The 21,754-nt window shown below is 72.5% G+C and carries 22 protein-coding genes; 9 read left to right on the plus strand and 13 right to left on the minus strand.

Annotation, left to right across the window (positions count from 1 at the left end):
- The first annotated feature begins 158 nt into the window (after positions 1-158).
- Positions 159-599: a VOC family protein gene (locus PUR71_RS07710; protein ID WP_329925595.1), complete on the plus strand. Its 441-nt coding sequence runs from the start codon at positions 159-161 to the stop codon at positions 597-599.
- Between the two features lie 258 nt (positions 600-857).
- On the opposite strand, the gene PUR71_RS07715 is transcribed toward PUR71_RS07710, so the two are convergent.
- The 3 genes from PUR71_RS07715 to PUR71_RS07725 all read right to left on the minus strand — a co-directional run bounded on the left by PUR71_RS07715 (position 858) and on the right by PUR71_RS07725 (position 3,756).
- Positions 858-1,838: a hypothetical protein gene (locus PUR71_RS07715; protein WP_329925596.1), complete on the minus strand. Its 981-nt coding sequence runs from the start codon at positions 1,836-1,838 to the stop codon at positions 858-860.
- Between the two features lie 89 nt (positions 1,839-1,927).
- Positions 1,928-2,347, minus strand: coding sequence for a peptidase inhibitor family I36 protein (locus PUR71_RS07720; RefSeq protein ID WP_329925597.1), 420 nt, complete (start codon positions 2,345-2,347; stop codon positions 1,928-1,930).
- Between the two features lie 281 nt (positions 2,348-2,628).
- Positions 2,629-3,756: an FAD-dependent oxidoreductase gene (locus tag PUR71_RS07725; RefSeq protein ID WP_329925598.1), complete on the minus strand. Its 1,128-nt coding sequence runs from the start codon at positions 3,754-3,756 to the stop codon at positions 2,629-2,631.
- Between the two features lie 147 nt (positions 3,757-3,903).
- On the opposite strand from PUR71_RS07725, the gene PUR71_RS07730 reads away from it, so the two are divergent.
- The 4 genes from PUR71_RS07730 (at position 3,904) to PUR71_RS07745 (ending at position 9,606) form a co-directional block, all read left to right on the plus strand.
- Positions 3,904-4,644 carry a TetR/AcrR family transcriptional regulator gene (locus PUR71_RS07730; RefSeq protein WP_329925599.1) on the plus strand — a complete coding sequence of 247 codons (741 nt, stop codon included), beginning with the start codon at positions 3,904-3,906 and terminating at the stop codon, positions 4,642-4,644.
- A 176-nt stretch (positions 4,645-4,820) separates the two neighbouring features.
- Positions 4,821-6,878 (plus strand): eCIS core domain-containing protein, encoded by a 2,058-nt coding sequence (locus PUR71_RS07735; protein ID WP_329925600.1) that lies wholly within the window; start codon positions 4,821-4,823, stop codon positions 6,876-6,878.
- A gap of 251 nt (positions 6,879-7,129) precedes the next feature.
- On the plus strand, positions 7,130-8,119 hold the full coding sequence (locus tag PUR71_RS07740) for an alpha/beta hydrolase (RefSeq protein WP_329925601.1): 990 nt from the start codon (positions 7,130-7,132) through the stop codon (positions 8,117-8,119).
- Between the two features lie 11 nt (positions 8,120-8,130).
- Positions 8,131-9,606: a hypothetical protein gene (locus tag PUR71_RS07745; protein WP_329925602.1), complete on the plus strand. Its 1,476-nt coding sequence runs from the start codon at positions 8,131-8,133 to the stop codon at positions 9,604-9,606.
- A 72-nt stretch (positions 9,607-9,678) separates the two neighbouring features.
- Here PUR71_RS07745 and PUR71_RS07750 read toward each other — a convergent pair whose 3' ends face one another.
- Positions 9,679-10,419: a class I SAM-dependent methyltransferase gene (locus PUR71_RS07750; protein ID WP_329925603.1), complete on the minus strand. Its 741-nt coding sequence runs from the start codon at positions 10,417-10,419 to the stop codon at positions 9,679-9,681.
- Between the two features lie 414 nt (positions 10,420-10,833).
- Between PUR71_RS07750 and PUR71_RS07755 the strand changes: the two genes are divergently transcribed.
- Positions 10,834-11,571, plus strand: coding sequence for a VOC family protein (locus tag PUR71_RS07755; RefSeq protein WP_329925604.1), 738 nt, complete (start codon positions 10,834-10,836; stop codon positions 11,569-11,571).
- A 62-nt stretch (positions 11,572-11,633) separates the two neighbouring features.
- Positions 11,634-11,972, plus strand: a complete 339-nt coding sequence (locus PUR71_RS07760; protein ID WP_443077406.1) for a hypothetical protein — start codon at positions 11,634-11,636, stop codon at positions 11,970-11,972.
- 132 nt (positions 11,973-12,104) lie between these two features.
- Here PUR71_RS07760 and PUR71_RS07765 read toward each other — a convergent pair whose 3' ends face one another.
- The 3 genes from PUR71_RS07765 to PUR71_RS07775 form a co-directional block, all read right to left on the minus strand.
- Positions 12,105-12,374, minus strand: coding sequence for an SH3 domain-containing protein (locus PUR71_RS07765; RefSeq protein ID WP_329925605.1), 270 nt, complete (start codon positions 12,372-12,374; stop codon positions 12,105-12,107).
- A 307-nt stretch (positions 12,375-12,681) separates the two neighbouring features.
- Entirely contained in the window at positions 12,682-13,956 is a 1,275-nt protein-coding gene (locus PUR71_RS07770) for a competence protein CoiA family protein (protein WP_329925606.1), read from the minus strand.
- Positions 13,957-14,312: 356 nt separating this feature from the next.
- A complete protein-coding gene (locus PUR71_RS07775; protein ID WP_329925607.1) occupies positions 14,313-15,134 on the minus strand; it encodes an SDR family NAD(P)-dependent oxidoreductase in 822 nt (273 codons plus the stop codon).
- Between the two features lie 519 nt (positions 15,135-15,653).
- On the opposite strand from PUR71_RS07775, the gene PUR71_RS07780 reads away from it, so the two are divergent.
- Positions 15,654-16,043 (plus strand): hypothetical protein, encoded by a 390-nt coding sequence (locus PUR71_RS07780; protein ID WP_329925608.1) that lies wholly within the window; start codon positions 15,654-15,656, stop codon positions 16,041-16,043.
- 13 nt (positions 16,044-16,056) lie between these two features.
- Here the strand turns inward: PUR71_RS07780 and PUR71_RS07785 are convergent, their stop codons facing one another.
- The 6 genes from PUR71_RS07785 to PUR71_RS07810 all read right to left on the minus strand — a co-directional run bounded on the left by PUR71_RS07785 (position 16,057) and on the right by PUR71_RS07810 (position 20,528).
- Positions 16,057-16,785, minus strand: a complete 729-nt coding sequence (locus PUR71_RS07785; protein WP_329925609.1) for an SDR family oxidoreductase — start codon at positions 16,783-16,785, stop codon at positions 16,057-16,059.
- A gap of 182 nt (positions 16,786-16,967) precedes the next feature.
- Complete coding sequence (locus tag PUR71_RS07790) at positions 16,968-17,321, minus strand: hypothetical protein (RefSeq protein WP_329925610.1); 354 nt, start codon at positions 17,319-17,321, stop codon at positions 16,968-16,970.
- A 137-nt stretch (positions 17,322-17,458) separates the two neighbouring features.
- Positions 17,459-17,908, minus strand: a complete 450-nt coding sequence (locus PUR71_RS07795; protein WP_329925611.1) for a hypothetical protein — start codon at positions 17,906-17,908, stop codon at positions 17,459-17,461.
- Positions 17,909-18,147: 239 nt separating this feature from the next.
- Positions 18,148-18,312 (minus strand): hypothetical protein, encoded by a 165-nt coding sequence (locus PUR71_RS07800; RefSeq protein WP_329925612.1) that lies wholly within the window; start codon positions 18,310-18,312, stop codon positions 18,148-18,150.
- Positions 18,313-18,519: 207 nt separating this feature from the next.
- The gene (locus PUR71_RS07805) at positions 18,520-19,350 is read right to left on the minus strand and encodes an isocitrate lyase/PEP mutase family protein (protein WP_329925613.1); all 831 of its coding nucleotides are present in this window, start codon (positions 19,348-19,350) and stop codon (positions 18,520-18,522) included.
- An 89-nt stretch (positions 19,351-19,439) separates the two neighbouring features.
- Positions 19,440-20,528, minus strand: coding sequence for an alcohol dehydrogenase catalytic domain-containing protein (locus PUR71_RS07810; RefSeq protein ID WP_329925614.1), 1,089 nt, complete (start codon positions 20,526-20,528; stop codon positions 19,440-19,442).
- Positions 20,529-20,630: 102 nt separating this feature from the next.
- Here PUR71_RS07810 and PUR71_RS07815 point away from each other — a divergent pair, with 102 nt between their 5' ends.
- Positions 20,631-21,524, plus strand: coding sequence for a LysR family transcriptional regulator (locus tag PUR71_RS07815; RefSeq protein ID WP_329925615.1), 894 nt, complete (start codon positions 20,631-20,633; stop codon positions 21,522-21,524).
- The last annotated feature ends 230 nt before the right edge of the window (positions 21,525-21,754 follow it).

The following is a 21,754-nucleotide window of genomic DNA, read 5'->3' on the forward strand; positions in this document are numbered from 1 at the left end:
TTCGCACTCGGACTGTTCCGAATCCCGACATGGAACGTTCAAAGACCCGCCACCACGGCAACGACGCGGCAGGCCAGGGACGTTGGGACACGGCGGCGCCCGGCACCGCCGCTGTCGGCCGAACCGGCGATGTCGGTCCCGGCGCCTACCCTCGGGACATGACGATTCAGCGCATGGACAACGTCGGCATCGTCGTCGACGACCTCGACACCGCCGTCGCGTTCTTCACCGCGCTCGGCATGGAGTTGGAGGGCCGGATGCCGATCGACGGACCCTGGGCGGGCAAGGTCGTCGGGCTCGACGACCTGCGGACCGAGATCGCGATGATGCGGATCCCGGGCGCCGCCGGGCGGCTCGAACTGGCGACGTACCACTCCCCCAAGGCGATCGTCCCCGAGCCGGAGGTCCCCCCGGCGAACACGCTGGGCCTGCACCGCGTCATGTTCGCCGTCGACGACATCGAGGAGACGCTCACCCGCCTGCGCCCGCACGGCGCCGAACTCGTCGGCGAGGTGACGCGCTTCGAGGACAGCTACCTGCTCTGCTACCTGCGTGGGCCGGGCGGGATCATCCTCGCACTGGCGCAACAGCTGGGCTGAGGCAGGCGCCTCGCCGAACCCGTCCGGGTCCGTGAGGGACGCGGCGCCGCTGACTCCCGCACGCGGACGTACCGCTCCACGCCGAAGGCGGCGTGGCAGCGGTGGACCGCCCCGGCGTCGGCCACCTCGAGGGTGACGGAGGCGAGGGACACGGTGGACGCGGTGCTCTCGCTGGTTCCCGACGCCCATGACGCTACGGGCGGCCCGGTGGCCGGGGCTTCTCGAATCATGAACGGCCCCGTCGCATTCCCGGGCCGCTCACGAACCGGTGGCGGTCACCGACCGCGCGAGCTCCAGCATCGCGTCGTCGGCGGCCTTGACCGCCGTCAGCTCCGGCAGGTGCTGACGAATGAGCTCGTTCTCGTAGGCCGTCTCGACGGTGAACCAGACCCCGACGACGTTCGTCCGGGCCTTGCAGTCGACGTCGGCGGTGGCCGTGGCGATCTCCTCCGCGGACGGCGTGGTGGTGGCCGCCCACCGGGAGTCCTTGAGGGCGTCCCCGGGGGTGGCGTAGGAGTAGCCGCGGTCCCCCATGCAGCGCGACCAGTCCTGGAAGACGGTCTTCACCCTGGGATCCGTCATCGAGCGTTCGAAGCCCTCGTAGTTGATCCCGACCGCCACGTCGGCGTCCCGTCCGGTGCCGCCGCGCGCGGTCAGCTCCCTCTGCGCGGCCCCGACGCACCCGCCGGGCGGCAGCGCCTTCCCCCGGAACTCCGCTGCCGACCCCGGTGCGGGCTTCCCGCCCGGCCCGAGACCCGTGCCCAGCACGGTGGTGAGCTCGGGGCTCATCGACGGCCCTCCGCTCGGCTTCCTCGCGCCGCCGGGGTCGGGCGCGTGGTAGCCGTGCACGGAGACGTCGGCGAGCTCGACCGGGTCGTACCGGTGGCTGGTCTGGCTCTGGGAGGGCGCCGAGCCGGCCCCGGCCGGCCGGGCGTACTCCAGGCCGAACCCCCGGACGCACCGCGTGACGAGCACGGTCTGTGCCGCGTCGTACTGCCGGAACTGCTCCCCGCTGAGCAGGTAGGCCTCGATGGGCAGGGTCCGGTCACCCGCCTCGGTCAGCCGGGGGACGTCGCCGATCCGCGGCGGGTCCATGGGCGTCAGGGACCCGGACGGCCTGGCGGTGGCGGCGCCCGGCGCGGCGGGTCCGGAGGCGCAGCCGGCGGTGAGGGCCAGGGGAGCGAGTAGGGGGACGAGCAGGAGCGCGGCCAGTGGACGGCCGCGGCGGGGGGACGGCATGGCGGGGCTCCTCGGTCGGCTCGGTTCGGTGGTGGCCGGCCGGGTGCCGGGCCCGACGAGCGGGGCCCGGCACCCGCGTCAGGACCCGATCAGAGCTCCCAGCCCTGGGAGTGGTTGTTGTTGCGCATGTTGATGGAGCCGCCGTTCCACGGCACCGCGCCCAGGTTGGCCCACGAGTTGTGCGGGATGTACTGGTTCGGGCCGGTGTTGCGGATGCTGTACTCGCGGTAGTAGACGCGGACGTTCCAGGTCGGGTCCATGTTCCACACGGAGGCGGCGTTGTTCATGACGGCCTGGCCGTTGCCGGCCCCGCCGCCGCCGAAGTAGCCGTCGTAGTTTCCGGCCTCGCCCTTGCCGAAGAAGGCGCCCTGCAGGTTGGGGCTGTAGTAGACGCACGCGTCGCCGCTGACGCAGCCGCCGGAGCTGGCGAGGGCCGGCGTGGCGGTGCCGAGGAGCACCGTGCCGAGGGTGACCGCGGCCAGGGCGGTGGCCGCCATCTTCTTGTTCATGTCGCTGCCTTCCGATCGTCGGAGAAGTGGGATTCCCGCACTCTCGTCCCGGGTGCGGGCCGAATCCCTGCTCGTGATCAGGCCGCTCGTGCTCGGCCTGACGGGAACGACTCTGCGGCAGGAGCGGGGCCGACTTCGAGAGGGGACGGGCTCTTTGGGACGTCCAACCCGTTCCCACAGCGCTGAGCTGGCGATTGGGAACGGCACGGCCGGACTCCGGATCCCGTGGAACGGCCCTCCCCGGACGCTGCGCTCCGGCGGGGATGCACGGCGGACAGCTGCTACCCCCGCCTCCGCCGGTTCGGGACGAAGGCGGGTAGCGCGGCAAGGCTGTGGCGCACGGCCTCGCCGCCGTACTCGAACATCTGCCGCTCGTAGTCGCCGACCGCGCCGACGAGGGATCGGCGGCTCTCGACGGCCCCGATCAGGCAGCGGCGCAGCAGGTCGGCGTCGCGCAGCGCGGTGTTCGCGCCGTTGCCGCCGGTCGGGGAGGTGGCGTGGATGGCGTCTCCGAGCAGCGTGACCGGACCGGGCGCCCAGCGCTCGCGGGGCTCGACGACCCGGATGGACAGCAGGGTGCTGTTGTCCGGGTCGGCCTGCTCGATGAGCGCCCGCAGGTCCGGATGCCAGCCCTCCATCCTGGACAGCACGGCCTCCTGCGCGGTCGGAGCGCCGAGCGATCCGTTCGGCGGAAGGATCATGGCCCAGCGCACGTAGTCGCCGATGTCGGGCAGCGTGACGTCGGGGGCCAGTTGTTCGGCGGCCTGCTTCGGCGGGGTACGGAAGCGCATCGCGCCGAGCAGCAGGCTGACGCCGTCGCCCGCGATCTTCGAGCCGTAGGCCTTGGACAGGCCGGCGAACTCGTCGGTCAGCGGGGTGCGGCCGATGACGAACCGGATGCCGGTGTCGGTCGGAGTGGTCTGCGGCGACAACACCCCGCGGACCGCGGAGGCGACGCCGTCCGCGCCGACGAGCAGATCGGTGGTGACCGGGTCACGGCGGGCGAACCGGGCTCGAACCGTGCCGTCGGCCAGGACGTCGTAGCCGGTCAGCGCGGCATCGGTGTGCACGGTCAGGCCGGCCAGCAGCAGGTGTCGCAGCACCTGCCGGTCGACCACGATGCCGGTCCGACCCGCGCCGAGCCTGCCGATCTCGTTCAGCTGCGGGTCCAAGATCAGTTGCTCGGCCGAGGCGTCCATGACGATCGCGTCCAGCAGCGGGTGCCAGCGCGCCGGCAGGCAGTCGCGCACGGCCCGGAAACCGACCGGGTTCAGCACGAGCCGGTAGCCCTGGAACCGTGCGGCGATCCCCGGGTCGCGCTCGTACACGGCGACCTCGATCCCGGCACCGCGCAGACCCTGTGCGAGAGCCAGACCCCCCAGACCGGCTCCGACCACGGAAACTCGCATCACACACCTCCTGGACAGACCCCTCCGAACCCCGGCCGGGTACGTGGGCGGGGTGTGAGCGCACCACGCGGAGACGAACTTAGTTCCACTGGCACGATCAATGTTCTACGATGCGAACTTAGATCGTGTCAAGGTAGGGTGATCGGCATGCCCTCCGACCCCCGACAACGCCGAGCAGCTCGCCACGCCCAGCCCGCTGGGGACCCGGCAGCGGCGCCACCACGCAAGAAGCCCATCACGGTCGACCGGATCACCGACGCCGCGCTGCAGGTCGTGGCCACCGAGGGCTACGACGCACTGACCATCCGTCGAGTCGCCGCGGTGCTCGGCACCGGGCCGTCGTCGCTGTACGCGCACATCGTCAGCAAGGAGGACATCGACGATCTGCTCGTCGGCCGGCTCTGCTCCGAGGTCGTGCTCCCCGAACCGGACCCGGCCACGTGGCGCGAGCAGATCCGCGACGTGTACGGGCAGATCCGCGACCAGTACCTGAAATACCCGGGAGTCTCCCGTGCCGCGCTGGGCGTAGTCCCCACCAACCTCTCCGCGTTGCGGGTCAGGGAAGGGCTGTTGGCGATCCTGCTCGCCGGCGGAATCCCACCGCAGAGCGCCGCCTGGGTCCTCGATGCACTGTCCCTCTACGTCAGCGCCTACGCCTTGGAGCAGTCGCTGGTCCAGCAGCGGCGCACACGCCCGGACCAGGAATGGGTCATCGGCCGCGAGGAGCTGATCCGCCGGTTCACCGCACTGCCGGCCGACACGTTTCCGCAGACCCGACGCCATGCCGCCGAGCTGACCTCCGGCACCGGACACGACCGGTTCGACTTCACCCTCGGCCTGATCACGGACAACCTCACCCGCTCGGCGCCGGAACCCGGCACCGGATGAGCGCCGACCTCGTGGCCGTCCCGCGACTGCCTCGCAACTGCTCGACGTGATCGGCTGCCTCATCGGGCAGTCCGACGTGCCCTGAGATCCGCCCTGTCGGCCGTTCCGGCGCGACGCCTCCCGTGGGAGGCTCGGGGGTCAGGCTCTGCACGCGATCTCGGCCGAACGGATCTGGCATGCGGCACACCACCGAGTCACAGCGGAAGTCCGCTCCCGAGCGCGCGCAGGCCACGGCCCGTGACGCCGCACGGGCCGCAGGCGGGCCCGCCTTGCAGCGGTCGATCGGGAACGCCGCCGTCGGGCGGATGATCGAGCGCGAGCGCGACGCGGACGGCGGCGCAGCGGTGCGGGACGCCGCCGCCGTAGCCGGGCGGGCGAACCGGCGGCTGCCGGACGACGTGCAGCGGTCCATGGAGAGCGCGTTCGGCACCAGCCTCGACCACGTGCGGGTCTCGGTCGACGAGCGGGCCGCCGCGAGCATCGACGCCCGGGCGTACACCGTCGGCAGCAACATCGTCGTGCAGAGCGCGGGCGTCCTGCGCGACGTCGAGACGATGGCCCACGAGATCCACCACACCACCCAGCGCGACGCCCCGGCCGGCCTCAGCGACCCGAACGACCGGTGGGAGCGCGAGGCCGCCGACGTCGGCGCCCGGGTCGCCCGTGGTGCAGCCGTCCAGCGCCGAGCCGCCGACGGCCACAAGGAGCACGGGGCCGCGCTCCAGCGCCGGGTCGGCTTCGAGTTCGAGTCGCAGTGGCGGGTGCGCGACCACAACGACCTCACCGCGCAGGACGAGCAGGCCTACCAGGACGAGGTCGCGCGACGCGACGGCATCGTCGGCCTGAAGATCCTCCGGAACATGGCCGCGAAGGTCGCCGCCGATCTCCTGGACGAGAACGAGCAGGCCACAACCCCCGACGAGCTTGCGGCGGCCTGGATCGCCGAGCTGCCCAGACAGGGCCCGGCCGACCCGCCGCGGTTCGAGCCCACCGACGCGGGCCGGGCGCGGCTGGAACGGGTCCGGCAGGAGAAGCCCGCCGAGTACGCGCGGCACGCCGAGAGCGCCGCCTACCCCCTGATGGCCAACGGCGAGATCCGGGAGACCCCCATCCGCGGCCGGGACGTCCCGAAGATGGGCGTCGTCGGCCGGGGCACGGACTACAAGCTCACCTCGGACGTCAGCCCGACGGGCGGGTCGGCCCTGGAGTGGGTCACCGAGCCGCTGACCACGAAGGACGAACTGCTCGCCGTGATGGGCGAGATCACCCGCGTCTCGGCGGCCCTGGACGCCCGGAAGGACGACGAGTCCTTCCCGCTCACGGACGTGCAGCTCGGGGGCTTCACGGCGGACGCCGGGATCGTGGTCTTCCCGCTCGGCGGCGAGCTGGTCTACGCACCGCAGATGACCGGCGGCTTCAAGCTGGACGAGCTGCCCCGGCTGGTGAAGTACCTCAACGTGCCGAACAAGAAGCCGTTCACCACCTCCGCGTCCGCCTTCGAGCAGCAGAAGGCGGCCAAGGACGACCTGCACACGGGCTCGCTCGGCGAGGTCGACCAGATCCGCAAACGGGCGAAGGAGCAGGCCAAGCGGCTCGGCAAGGACGTCACCGGCGGCGAGTCGACGGACGCGCTGGTCGGCCTGGCCACCCTGGTCGGCAGCTACCTGGTGAACGGCGACAAGCTGCCGCCCAAGTCGAACTCGAAGTCGATCGCGGGCGGCCTGATGTCCCGCACGTCCTTCGCCCACAACTTCACCCTGCTGCCCCGCGCGCTCCGCGTCCACTTCCGCGAACACCCCGACGAGTTCGCCGCGTTCATCCTCCGGGCGGCGGGCTTCGACCCCGGCGACAAGCAGGCTCCGGTGTACCCCAACACCGTCGAACACGGCGATGCCGGCGACCGCCGGGAGCGGGCGATCCCGCTGACCCGGTACGCGTGGCTCGTGGGCATGCCCGCCGGCAAGGACCTGCTGCGCAAGTACACGAACCTGAACACCGTGGAGCAGGCGGACGTGACCGAGGACGACTGGGTGCACATCCACGGCTCCCTCGGCGCGCTGGGCAGCGTGGACGACCGGGTCGGCCCGCTCGGCGCGCAGGAGCTCGCCCTGGTCGCCGAGCTGCGCCGGATGAAGGACGGTCTGCGGACCGCGAGCCTCACACCGCTCACGGTCGCCGCGTTCGACCTGGTCCAGCTGCTGAACGCGGGCAGCTCCCTCAAGTACCGCAAGTAGCAGCGAAGTCAGGCCGAAGGTGCCCCGCTCGACGATCGGGCGGGGCCCCGCCGGCCGCCGCCGACACCGACTGAGGGCCGCGAACTCCCCCGCCCCACGGGCCGACGCAACAGTCTCCACGGCACGGGCCTCCCCCGTCAGTCCGGATCGTTCCGGGTACCGCGCCGGGCGGTGCGTGACTACCGTCCCAAGCGCTCGACCACCGGGCGGTCCGGACGGGCCGCCGTCACGCGCGTCCCCAGGAGGCCAGGTTGACCGCCCAGCACCCCACCCGCAGGAGCATCCTCAGGACCGGCGGCGGTCTCGGCGCCGCGCTGGCGCTGGGCGCCACCGGCGCGCTGGCGTCGGCGGGTCCCGCGGCGGCGGCCGGCGACGGCTTCGGCCTGAGCATCGTCGACCGCAACGAGAGCGACCCGCGGATGTGGTACTACCGCTTCCGCACCGACGCGATCGGCTGGAACCCCGGCGTCAACGTGCTGCTGCCGGACGACTACCAGTGGAGCGGCCGCACCTATCCGGTGCTGTACCTGTTCCACGGCGGCGGCAACGACCAGGACTTCATCACCTTCGACCGGGCGGGCGTCCGCGACTGGACCGCCGGCAAGCCGATCATCGTGGTGATGCCGGACGGCGGGCACGCCGGCTGGTACTCCAACCCGGTCAGCTCCAACGCCGGCCCGCGCAACTGGGAGGAGTTCCACATCAACCAGCTGCTGCCCTGGGTCGAGGCCAACTTCCGCACCTACGCCGAGTACGACGGCCGCGCGGTGGCCGGGTTCTCGATGGGCGGCTTCGGCGCGCTGAAGTACGCCGCCAAGTACTACGGCCACTTCGCCTCGGTCAGTGCCCACTCCGGGCCGGCCAGCCTGCGCCGGGACGGCGGCCTGGTGGCGCACTGGGCCAACGCCTCCTCCGCCGCGCTGGACCTGAACGGCGGCACGATCTACGGCGTGCCGCTCTGGGACGAGGCGCGGGTGAGTGCCGACAACCCGGTGGAGCGCATCGAGAGCTACCGCAACAAGCGGGTCTTCCTGGTGGCCGGCACCAGCCCCAACCCGGTCGACTGGTTCAGCACCGTCAACGAGACCCAGGTCCTGGCCGGGCAGCGCGAGTTCCGCTCCCTGCTCGACCGCGCGGGCATCCCGTACGACGCACGCGAGGTGCCCGGCGGCCACGAGATCCGACCGGACATGTTCCGGCAGGACCTGGACGGCATCATCGACCGCCTGCGCAAGGCGTGAGGGCCGCACCGGTGCTCTCCTCCCTCCTCCGGCGCGCCTCGCGACCGGCCGTGGCCGCGGCGGCCCTGCTGCTGCCGGTCGCCGTACCGGTCGCCCCCACTGCCGTAGCCGTCCCCGCCGCCGTTTCCGCCACCGGCATCGACCTGTGCGCCGAAGTCGGCTACAACGCGGGCTTCCGTGGCGACGCCCTCGTCACCGCGATCGCCGTCGGCATGGCCGAGTCCAGCTGCAACCCGCTCGCGTCCAACGTCCAGAACAACACGCCGCCGTCCACCGACCGGGGCCTGTGGGAGATCAACAGCTACTGGCACCCCGAGGTCACCGACGCCTGCGCGTTCGACGCCCAGTGCAACGCCAACGCGGCCTACGTCATCTCCAACCAGGGCACCAACTGGCAGCCCTGGTCGACCTACAACCAGCGCGCACACCTGCGCTACCTGAGCGCCGCCCAGGCCGCCGCCGACCGCGTCGGGCACCACGACCCCGGACCGGCCCCGGTCGTCTACCCGGCGCAGTCCGGGCGGGTGGTCTCGGCGCGTTCGGCGGACGGCCGCCTGGAGGTGTTCGCGGCCGGGGCGAACGGCGTCTCGCACGCCTGGCAGACGGCGGTGAACGGCTCGTGGTCCGGCTGGGAGACGCTCGGCGGCCCGGGCGGCGCCGAGCTGGCGATCGGCGCGGACGCGGACGGACGGCTGGAGATGTTCGCCCTCAACGGCAGTACGCTCCAGCACCGTTACCAGCTCCAGCCCTCCGGCGCCTGGTCGGCCTGGGACACCTTCGGCGGCGGGGGCCACGACCTCGCCGTGGGATCGAACCAGGACGGCAGGCTGGAGGTGTTCGCCTCCGGCTCGGCCGGGATCTTCCACAAGTACCAGAGCGCGCCCAACAGCGGCTGGTCGGAATGGGAACCGGCCGGCGGCGGACCCGCCGACAGCGAGATCGGGCTCGGCAAGTCCCCCGACGGACGGCTGGAGGTCTTCGCGCTCAACGGCGCCACCTTCCAGCACCAGTGGCAGACCGCCGCCAACGGCGCCTGGTCCACCTGGGAGACCTTCGGCGGCGGCGGGCACGACCTCACCGTCGACCACAACCAGGACGGCCGCATCGAGGTCTTCGCCTCCGGGCCGGCCGGTGTCTACCACAGGTACCAGACGAACCCGACGACGTGGTCCGGCTGGGAGGCCACCGGCGGACCCGCCGACTCCCAACTGACCAGTGAGCGCTCGCCCGACGGCCGGGTGGAGGTGTTCGCCATCAACGGCACCACCGCGCAGCACATGTGGCAGACCGGGGTCAACGCGCCGTACGACAAGTGGGTCGCCTTCGGCGGCCCCGGCACCGAGATCACGGCGGCGGCCAACGCCGACGGCCGCATCGAGGTGTTCGGCGCCGACACCTCCGGCGTGCACCACAGGTGGCAGACCGGCTTCGCCACCTGGTCCGAGTGGGCCTGGCTCAGCACCGACGCCGGACCCGCCGTCGGCTGACGGCGTTCCGGTGTCCGAAGGCGCCCGGGTCCCCGCCCCCGTCGGGTGACCCGGGCGCCTTCGGGTACGGCGTCAGGCGTGGCACCGCAGCATCGTCAGCGGCGGGTTGGCGACGTAGTCGGCCCAGAACTCCTCACCGTACTCGCGCACACCCGCCTCGGAGATCTCCAGGGGCACCCAGGTGAGGTGCTTGAACCCGGCCGCGCGCAGGGAGCGTTCGTAGGTCTCGCGGCTGGGCGGGTTCGCGACGAAGGAGATCGGCGGATCGAGGAGCGCGGTGATCCGCACCCGCGGCCCGATCTCGGTCACTCCGCCGAGCGATTCGCACAGGAAGCCGTACTTGGCGAGGGACGGCCCGTCGAAGCGGAAGTCCGGGTTCTGCACGAAGGCGAAGAAGTCGGCGCCGTCCGCGATGCTGCGGTGGATGGTGCGGCACATCCGCTCGATGGTGGCGACGTCGTCGGCGTAGTTGAAACACTGCACCGCCACGGCGAGGTCGAACCGCTGCTCGTAGAAGGGCAGTTCGGCGACGTCACCGACCTCGTACTCCACGCCCAGGGGGTCCTTGGCCTCCATGGCCCGGGCCGCGCCGACCATCTCGGAGGAGATGTCGACGCCGAGGACGCGGGACGCGCCCCGTCGCTTGAACTCCCGGCTGTAGAAGCCCGTCCCGGAGGCCAGGTCCAGCACGGACTTGCCGGCCACGTCGCCCACCAGGGCGAGGAATCCGGGCACCTCCCCGTAGCGCATCAGCGGCAGGGTCTTGAAGCCCTCGAACGCCTCGCCGATCTCGTCGTACAGCTGACCGGTCATCGTGTTCCCCGTCCCTCCTCGGCATCGGCCGTCCGTACGGGCCGATGCGCCTTGCACGGAAGTCTCGCGTCCGCCCGCCCGGGCGTCGTACTGGCGGAAGCCACAAATGTGCCGCGGCAACAGCCGCCGTTCTCGTCGCGTTCGCGCCGGACGGCTGGTGGACGGTCCCGCACCGCGCGCGGGCATCAGGGTGCGGCCGTTCGGGCGATTCCCCGCGGGTTCGACGACGGCCCGCCGGCCCGGCCTGCCGTGGAAGGTCCCGGCGGCGGCGCACCGGGAGAGGAAGACCGGCGGCGATCGCGGCGCCGACGGCGAGGGGCGCCGGTCGGGCCGGCTGGAACGCCTGCTCGGAACACCCGCCGTGGTGATCGAAATCAGGTGCGGCCGGCCGGCTCCGCTCCTAGGATCCGCACCATGGCAACACGACTCGTGCAGATCAACATGAAGGCCCACGACGACATCGCGCTCGGCCGGTTCTGGGCCGAGGCGCTCGGCTGGGGGATCGACCACGAGGCGCCCGGCGTGACCAACCTCGAACCCGTGGGCTTCGCCTACCCCGACCCCGCGGCCGTCTGCATCGACATCGTCGCCCGCCCGGAGCCCAAGACGGCGAAGAACCGGGTCCACCTCGATCTGGCCACCACGTCGGCCGCCCATCAGGCCGAGGTGGTGGCGCGCCTCACGGAGCTCGGCGCCATCCTCGCCGACGTGGGCCAGGGCGACGTCCCCTGGACGGTCATGGCCGACCCGGAGGGCAACGAGTTCTGCGTCCTGGAGCCCCGCGAGGTCTACCGGGACACCGGCCCGATCGCCGCCGTGGTGGTCGACTGCGCCGACCCGCGGGAGATGGCCCGCTTCTGGGGCGGGGCGATGGACTGGACGGTGCACGAGGTCGCGGACGACCACGCGACGATGCGCTCCGCCCGGGGTGTCGGCCCCTACCTGGAGTTCCTCCGCGTGCCCGACGCCAAGAGCGGGTGGAACCGCGTCCACCTCGACGTCCGCCCCTACCGCGGCGACGACCCGGCGACGGAGGAGTCCCGGCTGCGCGCCCTGGGCGCCAGCGACCCCGGCATCGACCAGTCCGAGATCTCCTGGCGGATCCTGACCGACCCGGAGGGCAACGAGTTCTGCCTCCTCTCCCCCCGCTGACCTCGCGTGCGGGCGACGGGCCGGGCCCGCAGGGCGCATCCGACCACGGGCGTGACGATCCGGTGACACGGATCCACGACGGCCAGGTCTACGGCACCCTGGAGGGGAACGGCCACGACGCCGGGCTCGACGCCAACGACATGTTCGTCGTGCTCTCGATGGACGGCACGGTGCACGCCTGGATGGGCGGCTCGCACAAGGGCCCGGGCACCTTCAAGCTCGCGGGCGGTTGGACCGCCAAGGTCACCAAGGTCGGTGAGCTCCACTACCGCGCGGACGTCCTCGGCCTCGACGGCTCGGTGAACGGCACCATAGAGGCCAACCAGCACGACGCCGGACTCGACGCCAACGGCGTGTACATCGTGCTCGGCGCCGGCGGGGAGATCAGCGCCCACGAGTGAGCGGGGCGCCCGTTCGCCCTCCCAGGCGTCGCGCGGCAGGCGCCGGGGCCACGATCAGCGAAGAGGCCGCCCCCGCCTCACGGGCGGGGACGGCCTCTCCCTACGTCGTCGTCAGTCCCTCAGCGGGACGTGTCACCAGCTGAAGTAGCCGTGCGACATCCACCCGGTGACGCCGCTGTCGACGTCGTAGACCAGGTCCCACTGACCGTCACCGGACACGTCGCGGTGCGCCAGGCGCTGGCCGGTGTAGCAGAGGCCGAGGATGGCCCCCGAGGTGCTCGGGTCGGACCGGAGACGGACACCGTCCCCGGTGCAGTGGCCGTAGACGTCGTCCGCGTAAGCCGGCGTGGCCAGCGTCGCGCCGCCGATGGCGACCGCGACCGCGAGGCCGACCGCTGCCATGGTGCGCTTCCCCCGTGCTGCGAAAGACACAGTTTCTCCTCATGAACCATGTGACGCCAAGTCAGATGATCTTGGCCAGAAGGAAACATAACATGTTCATGATCTTCAAGGGCGGTCGAGAGACTGCGATTGACGGATCATCACATTTCTTCACAGCCCCTCCTCACCGAGGTGGCGGACGGCGCCGAGGAGGCCTACCGGTCGGTCCGGCCACGGCACGACGAGAAGGCAACGCCGGACCGCCCCCGTCACATGGCGCGTTGGGCGCCGGAGGCGGTGCGCGCTCAGCGCGGCACGCCCTGGACCGTCATCGCCCCGCGACGCGTGCCCGGCACCCCGCGCACGCGTGGACGCCGCGGGCGCCGTAGCGGTGGATCGGCGTCCCGCACCCCGCGCAGGGTCCGATCTGCCACGCCTCGCAGCCCTGTGCGACGGCGGCGGCCTGGCGCTGGGGCTCGGTCACGACGAGCCTGCGCTCCTGGCGGGGCACCCTGAACAGCCCTTCGGGGACCTCGTCGAGCGTGTGCAGGCCGGTGCCCGCGGAGTTCGCGCGCCGGGGGCGGGGATCGTCGAAGGTGAAGGTCTCCTCGCCGTAGCGGCAGGTCGGGTCGAGCTCCTGGCGGGTGCGGGTGGTGGCGGCATCCGGGGGCAGCTGGTCGGCGCTGCCTTCCGCGTCGTCGCCCGGGCCGAAGGCCTCGTGCCACCGGTCCCGGTCGGCCGCGGGCACCCACATCCGCGAGACGGAGCGCGGGTCGCCCTGGCTCGGCACCCGCATCGGCACGAACTCGCCGTCGGCGCTGGCCACGACGAGCTCATCGACCTCGGTGGGCGGCTTGGCCGGCAGGCACAGCGCCGGCAGGTACCACCCGGTGTGGAAGCGGTTGCAGTGGCTCCCGTTGACCGGACAGGGCCGCTCGCTGCTCGGCAGGCACTTCCACTGCTGAAGGTGCCGCACCCCCGCACGGACCACCATCGCGAGCGAGGAGGCGATCTCCCGCCAGCCGAACTTGTCGACACGGGCCCACGGCGCCCGCTCGACGACGGTGGACCGGTCGCTGTCGGTCACCCACAGCGGGACGATCCCGTGCTCCGCGGCCCTGCGGGAACGACGGCGGACCGTCTCGGCACTGATGGGCGCGTACTGGGCCTCCCAGCCGATCCGCAGGCCCGATCCGCCGGTGACGAGGACGTCGGTGCGGATCCGGCCGTCGGCGGCCCGCGCCTCGACGTCCGCGTGCAGGCCGTGGCGCTCCGCCACCCGCGCAATGCGTTCCTTCATCGCGTTGCGCTTCGCGTTCTCCTCGGCGGTGGGGGCGTGACGCACCGGCAGGTGGGCGGCCACCCAATCGGTGCGGCCGCCGACGGTTCTCCTGCGGATCGTCATCCAGGGAGCGCGGTCGTCCTCTTCGGCCTGGCAGCAGCCGTCGCGGTGGTGTTCCAGGCACTCCAGCAGTTCGCGCTCGCGCCGGTCGATCGGGGCGGTGATCTCCGCCAGCAGGCCGGGGCGGTCGGGGTGTCCGAGGTCGGGAAGGGTCAGGTTGATCTCGATGCCGTACGCGGTGTGGAAGACGCCGTTCGCCATATCCGGAGAGTAGAAAGACCAGCCGGAAATTTAAATACCATCGCGAATGTTTAAAATCCACCGAAAGAATCTCGCGAATTGACGCGGTCGCCGCAAGGGGCGAGTTTCGCTCCGGCGGCTCGACGGCGGCTCGGGCACCGGTTCGGGCGGAGGAAGCGAATCGGCCCCTGGGGCCTGCCGTCCGCTCAGCCGGATGGCGGGCCCCAGCGGCCGAGAGGCCTATGCGGGCTTGCGGCCGTGGTTGGCCTTCTTCTTCCGCCGGGCCTTCTTCTTGCGGGCGCGCTTGGACATCCTGCTCCTTCTCCTGGGCTTCGGGTTGATGGGCTGCGGGTTGATGAGCGTCGGGCGGGTCCGGTTCAGGCGGCCCCGCCGACCAACTGGTCGGCGAGCTTGGCCAGGCGCTTCAGCGAGCGCTGCTCCTGGGCGGCCTGCGCGGTCGGGGCGAGGACGCCGCCGTCGAAGTAGGCGCCGTTGGCGACGGCCGTCTCCGGCAGGCAGAGCCGGACGACGGCCGCCGCGCCCTCCGCCGCCGGGGCGCCGACCCGCCCGTACAGGGGCAGCAGCGCGGTGTCGCACAGGCCCGGGTTGAGACTGACGGCGGTGATGCCGGAGCCGGCCGGGGCCATGTCGGCGGTCGCCATCGTCAGCGCGAGCTGCGACTGCGCGTACGCGGCGACCCGCGAGTACTTCTTCACCCGGTGCGGGTCCGACCAGTTCATCGACGCGGTGCGGTGCAGCGAGGACGACACGTTGACGATCCGCGCGTCGCCGGCCGCCGAGAGCGGGGCGCGCAACAGCTTGGAAAGCAGGTGGGCGGCAAGGAAGTTGACCTGCAGCGAGACCTCGTTGCCGTCGTCGGTGAGCGTGCAACGCTCGGGCGCCATCACGGCGGCGTTGTTCACCAGCAGGTCCAGCGACGGGTAGTGCTTGACGACCGTGCCGGCCAACACGGCGACCTCCGAGAGCCTCGTGAAGTCCGCTGCCAGTTCGACGAGTTGGTCACGGCGGGCGCCGGCGTCGACCAGTCGCCCGACGGCGGCCTCCGCCTCGGCGGTGGTGCGGGCGTGCACCAGGACGGTCGCACCGTGCTCGGCGAGCAGCCGGGCGGTCTCCCAGCCGATTCCGGAGGAGGCGCCGGTGACGAGGGCGGTACGGGCGGACAGAACAGCGTCGGACATGACCCATCCAAGGGTGGAGGGCACCGGCGGGGTGCGGAGGCGCGCAGCACGAAGCCGCACGCCTCCGGGGCCGCCGGTGCGAAAAGGGTGTGTTGCAGGGTGTGATGTGCGGGCAGCGCCCGCCCGTCCCCCGGACCTCGGAGCCTTGCGGGCCGGGGGCGGACGAGCGGTGATCCGCACGGGCGACGGCAAACGGAAGCGCGCCCGTGCGCGCGGCCGGGGACCAGCGGGAAGGAGCCAGGTCCTACCGGACGGCGGTGGCGACCGCGACAGCAACGATCCGCGGCCGACTATGCGGCGGACGGTCGTGGTGGCGTGTCGAGCGGTGCATGCCCATCATCAAATCCTCCCCGGATCCCCCGGGCAAGCCCGTTCGGCCTCCCTGACGCACTCCTGACGGCCTCCTGACGCACCGCCGACGCGTCCTTGACGTCCGTGCTTCTCCGGGGCCCGCCAAGGTTGCGCCGGCTCGCCGACCCGGCCGCCGGGGTGCCTCTGCTGGCGGCTCTGCAGCGGGAGGTGCGTGACGCACGTACGTGGGAGACCCAGTGCCAGATGGTCATGGCGCTCGGGACGTGCGGCCACCGGCCCGCCCTCGACCTGCCACGGCATGCCGGTGCTCGGCCGGCGCGACTGGACCGACGGGATCCGCCGGCACCCGCGCGGGAGTTCCGGGGCCTGGTCCAGGGCGAGCTCAGCGGGGACTGCGGGCTCGGCCCCGACGTTCCGCTGGCGCCGGTGTCGGTCGACGACGACGGTTCGGTGGGGACCTTCATGATCCCGCCCGGGGCCGGTCCCGGCAGGTTCTTCTGGTTCGGCAACGGGGACCCGGCGTTCTTCCCGACCTTCCGGGAGATCCTCGAGTGCGCGGTCGCCCCCGGGAGGTGGCGGCACCACGCCGCTCGATGAAGGGCAGCGGCGATCAGACCTGCTCGAAGTGGAACGCCTTGATGAAGCAGTCGCGCGGCTGGCCGACGGCGAAGAGGATGCACTCCACGAGCGACTGCGCGGTGAGCGCGTCCTTGGCCTCGCGCGGTGTGTTCTCCCAATCGTCCGACAGCGGATCGGGGTTGTCGAAGTCCGGCGGGTAGAGGGAGATCACCCGAACCCCCTGGGGCCGCAGGCGCTTGGACAGGATCTCGGCGAACCCCGCCTGGGCGCTCTTGGCCGTGTAGAAGGCGTCGTGCGCGTCCGAGCGGTGATGACCTGCCGTTCCGCAGGCGGACACCATGTTCACCACGTCCGGCTTGTCCGAGGCGAGGAGGAGAGGGAGGAAGTTCTTCACGGTCAGAACCGTGCCGGTGGCGCCGGAGGCGATGGTGTCGACGATGTCGGCGTCGGCGGTGGACAGGAGGTCAGGTCCGTGGAGGTAGCGGGAGCCGTTGTTGATGAGCATGTCGATGTGGTCGGCGTCCCGGCCGACGTCGGCGGCGAAGGCGCGGATCGAGGCCGGGTCCGTCAGGTCGCAGGCGTAGGCGTGGACTTGCCGATGGCCCCGGCCGCGGATCTCGTCGCGGACGCGTTCGGCGGCGGCGAGGGTGCGCGCGGAGAGGAAGACCTCGGCACCGAGGTCCGCGAGGCGGATGGCCAGGGTGCGTCCGAAATCGCGGCCGGCGGCAGTTATGACCACGCGGTGATCGTCGAATCTCATGGAGACATACCCCTTTTCCCCCCTGCGTGCACGTTGTGGCCGGCGCCCGCCTGTCCTACGGCAACCGCCGTTCCTCGAACGGGTCATAGGGCTCGTGGACCTCGTACGGCTGGAGGTCGGTGGTGCCGTCCATGCCCGTCAGTCAACCGGACACCACTGACAGGCCCCTGGCGCAGGCGTCCTCAGGACTGGTCCCAGACCTCGATCGTCAGCGCCCGGTCGGCCGGGCACGCGGCGATCCGCTCCGGGTGCGTCTCCAGGGCGCGGACCCGGGAGAGCTGTCCGGCACCGGAGCCGGGCACCGCACCCTCGGCGAGGAGGGGCAGGACGTGCTCCGCGCGGGCGGCGTAGCGGCTCGGGTAGCCGCCGCGCAGCAGTTGTTCGGCCTTGCCCGCAGCCACCAGGTCCTCCACCCAGTCGAGACCGTTGAGCCCGACCTCCCACCTGGCGAGGAGCGCCGCACGACGTTGTTCGGGAGTGACCCGGTCGTATTCCTCGGGATCCACTTCCGCGATGCCGATCCACCAGCCGAGCATGTTCCGGTCCCTCCCCGCCGACGCCACTGCCAAGGCAGCCTACTACTGCAAGACGGCGCAGGATCAGCACGATCAGGATGTCGCCGTTGTCACCCGCCCAGGTGACAACGGCGGCGCGCCCGCAGGTTGACCGACGATCACCGGCTCGGTCGCGGTTCCGGCACCGGGCCGTCACAGGGCGCCACGCGCTGCGGCGGCAGGAAGGTCGGACCGGCTTCCGCGGCGCCGGCCGCCAGCACCCGCCGGGCCGCCACCAGGTGCGCCGTGGCACGGCGCAGGTGCCAGGCGGACAGGGGGACGGACGCTGCGCACACCGGCCGGTCCCACCGCGCGGCCGCCGCCGCAGCAGCGGCCGCCGCGCCGAGCAGCGTCCCGGCCGCCGACATCGACCGGCTGACCTGCGAACTCCGGGCTTCCGCCGCGGTCCGGCGCAGCAGGATCGCGAGGTCCTGCGCGTCGGGGATCCCCTCGGCCCAGTCGTATCCCCAAAGGGACAACTCGCGTGCGCAGCGGACGATGTGCCGTGCGTGGCGGGCGGGCCAGGTGGTGGGCGGGGGTGGCGTGGGCAGGTCGTCGTCTTTCGGCACTCCTGCATGATCGACCGCTGGCGTCCGGCGAGGGAGAGGAACAGCGGTTTCCGTTGACGACCCGTTGCACAACTGTCGCTCCGGACCGCTACAGTGCGCCCTGTCGTGCGCCCTGTCCGGCCGGGGGTCGAGGACGTGGTCCCGTACTCGGTCGCAGCAAGCAGGTGTCGGAGGAACCCGGCAGCCCCTCCAAGGTGCCCGCCACGGCCTCGGCCCGCAGGATGCCCGACGGCTCCTGCCTAGATGGTCGGGTCGTTCGGGCGGGCGGCGTACTCCTCCAGCAGGGCGTGGAGCCGGGGCCGGAGATCCGCCATCTCCGTCGGCGGCAGGCGCAGCCCGAGCCGGGTGCTGTCGACCTCGGCCACCGGGGCCAGGGCCAGCTCCTCCAGGAACGCGTCGAGCATCGACCTGCCTGGCCAGAGCCGCGGCTCTGGCCTACCAGGCGACGCGTGGACGGTTGTCACGGGGGCGGGCCGGCCGGTGTCCTCATGCCGAACCACCCCACGAGGGCGCCCGGCAAGGAGGGACAGCATGACGCTGCGCCTGCCGAAGGCCGGGTGGAGCGTCACCGGAGCTACGCACACGGTGAGATCGGTGCCCGCCCCCTTCTCTCAGCCGCGCATCAGGGCGTTGAACTCGCCGTAGTCGACGGCGTCCGTCAGACCCGCGTACGTCCCGGAGGCGGCGAGCTCCGCCGCCACGCGCCGGACGACCGCGTACGCCGCTTCGGCGACTGCGGAGCCGAGACTGACCCGGGCGACGCCCAGCTTCGACAGCTCGGCGACGGACGGGGCGCCCGGGCCGGCCAGGATGTTCAACGGCGCCGGGATCCCGGCGGCGAGGGCCGCGATCACGTCGACGTCCGTGACGCCGGGGACGAAGATGCCGTCGGCCCCGGCATCGAGGTAGGCGCGGGCGCGGTCGAGGGTCTGCTGGAGGCGGGATTCCTGCGGGCCCACGCCGAAGAGGTACGTGTCGACCCGGGCGTTGACGTAGAGCCGGACGTCGGCCCGCTCGGCCGCCGCGCGGGCCGCGGCGAGCCGTTCGCACTGGTCCGCGACCGGCCGCAACACCGAACCGCCGACCGGGAGTCCGTCCTCGATGTTGATCCCGACCGCCCCGACGCCGATGACCCGGGCGACCGTGTCGGCGACCTCCGCGGGGGTGACGCCGAACCCGCTCTCGATGTCGGCGGTCACCGGGACGGACACCGCGTCCACCACGCGGCCGATCAACGCGATGGCCTGGTCCCGGTCGAGCCGGTTGCCGTCGGCCGCCCCGAGCCCCCAGGCGACACCGGCACTCGTGGTGGCGACGGCCCGCGCCCCCGCCGCCTCGACCAGCCGCGCACTCGCGGCGTCCCAGGCATTGGCCAGGGCCAGCGGGGCGGCGGGGTCGTGGAGCGCGTGGAACAGCTCTGCGCTGTCGTGCTGTGAAGTCATGGTCGGTATTTCAGCAGCGGAAGCCCACCACGGACTGGCGGATTTGCGACAGCATCGTCAGGACCTCCACCTGTCGTCGGGACGACGCGTCAGCTGATCCGCGGCGTAAGGGTCGTGCGGTCGAACGGCCCGCCGTGCGCGGCGGCGTACGCGATGGCGTCGTTGACGGCCTCGAGGGCGAACGACCGGACCCGTTCCGGCGCGAGGTCCAGGGTGCCCGCGGTGAGGAGCCGGATGAGGCCGACGTTGGCCGTGCGCGGGTACATCCACTGCCCGCGCACGGTGACCGAGTTGCGCATGATCCACGGGTACGGGAGCGCGAGGTCCTCGCCGCCGAGCATGCCGACGCCGCCCATGAGGACGACGCGACCGTACTCGCGCACGGTCATCGCCGCCGCGCGGGCCGCCGAGCTGGGGGCGCTCGGCGGGAGCAGGTCGAGCACCATGTCGATCGGGCCGTCGGCCGCCGCCGACATCGCCGCGCGGTCAGCGGTCTCGTCCCCGGTCAGCGGCACCGGGCGCAGCCGCGCGCCGAAGCGGTCGGCCAGCAGGGCGAGCGCGGCGCGGTTGCGGCCCGGGGCGATCACGCGGCCCGCGCCCATCGCGAGGGCGACCGCGACCGCGCTGCTGCCGAGGTTGCCGGTGGCTCCGCTGACGAGCAGCGTCTCGCCGGCCGCGAGGCCACCGGCCAGCAGCCCGCCGTACGGGATGACGTGCACGCCGAGCGCTGCCCAGCGGGCCGGGTCCTCCCCCGCCTCGGCGGGCAGCGGGTAGGCGTTCTCCGTCGGGACCCGCATGAGCTCGGCGAACGAGCCGTCGTGCAGGTGGCGGGCGAGGCGCGCGCCGCCCTCGCCGCGCGAACTCCAGCCCTGGAGCGTGATGTCGGGCGTCAGGGCGTCGTCCCGCGAGCGCACCGTCGAGTCGCACCAGACCAGGTCGCCGACGCGCAGCCGGGTGGCGTCCGGGCCGACGTGGACGATCCGCCCGACGCCGCCGGTCCCGGGCACGACGGGCGGGACGAGGGGGTACTTCCGCCTGCCGGCGAAGACGTCGGCCGCGTAGGGCGCCACGGACGCGGCGAGGACCTCGACCACCACCTCACCGCCGCCGGCCTCGGGATCGGGCACCTCCCGCACCGCCAGCGGCGCGCCGAACTCCGTCAGAACTGCTGCTCGCACGTCATGACCTCCGCATTCGTCCCTGCTCCTGGGAATCGACCCTAGGAGCCGGAGGAGCATGCGGGAAGCGAAGGATGCGCATCCGTGGTATGCGTAGGCCGCATGGACATCTCCAGCACGGGACTGCGGGTCCTGCGGCAGATCGCCGAGTCCGGCAGCTTCACCGCGGCGGCCGCCCGGCTCGGCTACACGCAGTCGGCGGTCTCCCGCCAGGCCGCCGCCCTCGAACGCAGTGCGGGCACCACCCTCTTCGAGCGCCGCCCGGACGGGGTCCGCCTCACCCCCGCCGGCCTGACCCTGCTGCGGCACGCCCACACGGTCCTGGCCTCACTCGCGGCGGCCGAGCGCGAGCTCACCGGTACCGCCCCGCGGAGCGAACTCGTGCGGCTCGGGATGTTCCTGAGCGCGGGCGCCGCGATCCTCCCGGCCGCCCTCGCCCACCTCGCGGCGAGCGACCCACGGATCACGGTCACCACGAGCGAGGGCACCACGCCCGCCCTGGTCCGGGCGCTGCGCGCGGGCTCGCTCGACCTCGCCGTGCTGACGTCCCGCCCGCCCCACCGGCCCTTCGACGGCGACTCGCCGCGCCTGCACGTCGAGACCCTCGCGGACACCGAACTCGTCGTGGCGGTGCCGTCGAGCGGGGAGTTCGCCGGACGCAGCACGGTCCACGTCGACGAACTGGTCCACGCCGCGTGGATCGCCACCCCGTCCTCGGGCTCCGAGCCCCTGCTCGGCGTCTGGCCCGGCCTGCCGGGACGCCCGCGCGTCGCCCACTGCGCCCGCGACTGGCTGACGAAGCTCCGGCTGGTCGCCGGCGGCTTCGGCGTGACGACGGTGCCGTCCCGGCTCGCACCGCTGCTGCCGCCCGGGGTGAGCCTGCTGCGCGTGGACGGCGCGCCCGCCGAGGTCCGCCGGGTGCTCGTGGCGCGGCTGCCGGGCCGGCCCGCTCCGGCGATCAGGGCCGTCATCCGGGCGATCGCGTCGGCCGCCTGAATCACGCCCGAAGCGCGAGTAGCGTGGCGCGCGGTCACGCACCCGCGCCGGAGGTTGACGATGCACTCGACGGTCCGCTCGTTCCGCACGCCCGACGGAGTCACGCTCGGCGTCGAGCATTTCGGCGAAACAAGCGACTGACCAGCCTCCACGTAGGACACGGTCTTAGCGATCCAGAGGTAGTGTGCGGCGCTCACCACCGACGTCCACCGGCCGAGTGGGTGCAGATG

The sequence above is a fragment of the Streptomyces sp. SP17BM10 genome, assembly GCF_036322405.1.
Taxonomy (GTDB): Bacteria; Actinomycetota; Actinomycetes; order Streptomycetales; family Streptomycetaceae; genus Kitasatospora.

Coding starts and splice junctions, on each gene's coding strand:
- PUR71_RS07815 (WP_329925615.1), top strand. CDS start 20,631: ATGGACATCTCCAGCACGGGACTGCGGGTCCTGCGGCAGATCGCCGAG.
- PUR71_RS07730 (WP_329925599.1), top strand. CDS start 3,904: ATGCCCTCCGACCCCCGACAACGCCGAGCAGCTCGCCACGCCCAGCCC.
- PUR71_RS07800 (WP_329925612.1), bottom strand. CDS start 18,312: ATGCTCGACGCGTTCCTGGAGGAGCTGGCCCTGGCCCCGGTGGCCGAG.
- PUR71_RS07755 (WP_329925604.1), top strand. CDS start 10,834: ATGGCAACACGACTCGTGCAGATCAACATGAAGGCCCACGACGACATC.
- PUR71_RS07805 (WP_329925613.1), bottom strand. CDS start 19,350: ATGACTTCACAGCACGACAGCGCAGAGCTGTTCCACGCGCTCCACGAC.
- PUR71_RS07770 (WP_329925606.1), bottom strand. CDS start 13,956: ATGGCGAACGGCGTCTTCCACACCGCGTACGGCATCGAGATCAACCTG.
- PUR71_RS07765 (WP_329925605.1), bottom strand. CDS start 12,374: ATGGCAGCGGTCGGCCTCGCGGTCGCGGTCGCCATCGGCGGCGCGACG.
- PUR71_RS07785 (WP_329925609.1), bottom strand. CDS start 16,785: ATGAGATTCGACGATCACCGCGTGGTCATAACTGCCGCCGGCCGCGAT.
- PUR71_RS07725 (WP_329925598.1), bottom strand. CDS start 3,756: ATGCGAGTTTCCGTGGTCGGAGCCGGTCTGGGGGGTCTGGCTCTCGCA.
- PUR71_RS07720 (WP_329925597.1), bottom strand. CDS start 2,347: ATGAACAAGAAGATGGCGGCCACCGCCCTGGCCGCGGTCACCCTCGGC.
- PUR71_RS07735 (WP_329925600.1), top strand. CDS start 4,821: ATGCGGCACACCACCGAGTCACAGCGGAAGTCCGCTCCCGAGCGCGCG.
- PUR71_RS07790 (WP_329925610.1), bottom strand. CDS start 17,321: ATGCTCGGCTGGTGGATCGGCATCGCGGAAGTGGATCCCGAGGAATAC.
- PUR71_RS07775 (WP_329925607.1), bottom strand. CDS start 15,134: ATGTCCGACGCTGTTCTGTCCGCCCGTACCGCCCTCGTCACCGGCGCC.
- PUR71_RS07710 (WP_329925595.1), top strand. CDS start 159: ATGACGATTCAGCGCATGGACAACGTCGGCATCGTCGTCGACGACCTC.
- PUR71_RS07750 (WP_329925603.1), bottom strand. CDS start 10,419: ATGACCGGTCAGCTGTACGACGAGATCGGCGAGGCGTTCGAGGGCTTC.
- PUR71_RS07715 (WP_329925596.1), bottom strand. CDS start 1,838: ATGCCGTCCCCCCGCCGCGGCCGTCCACTGGCCGCGCTCCTGCTCGTC.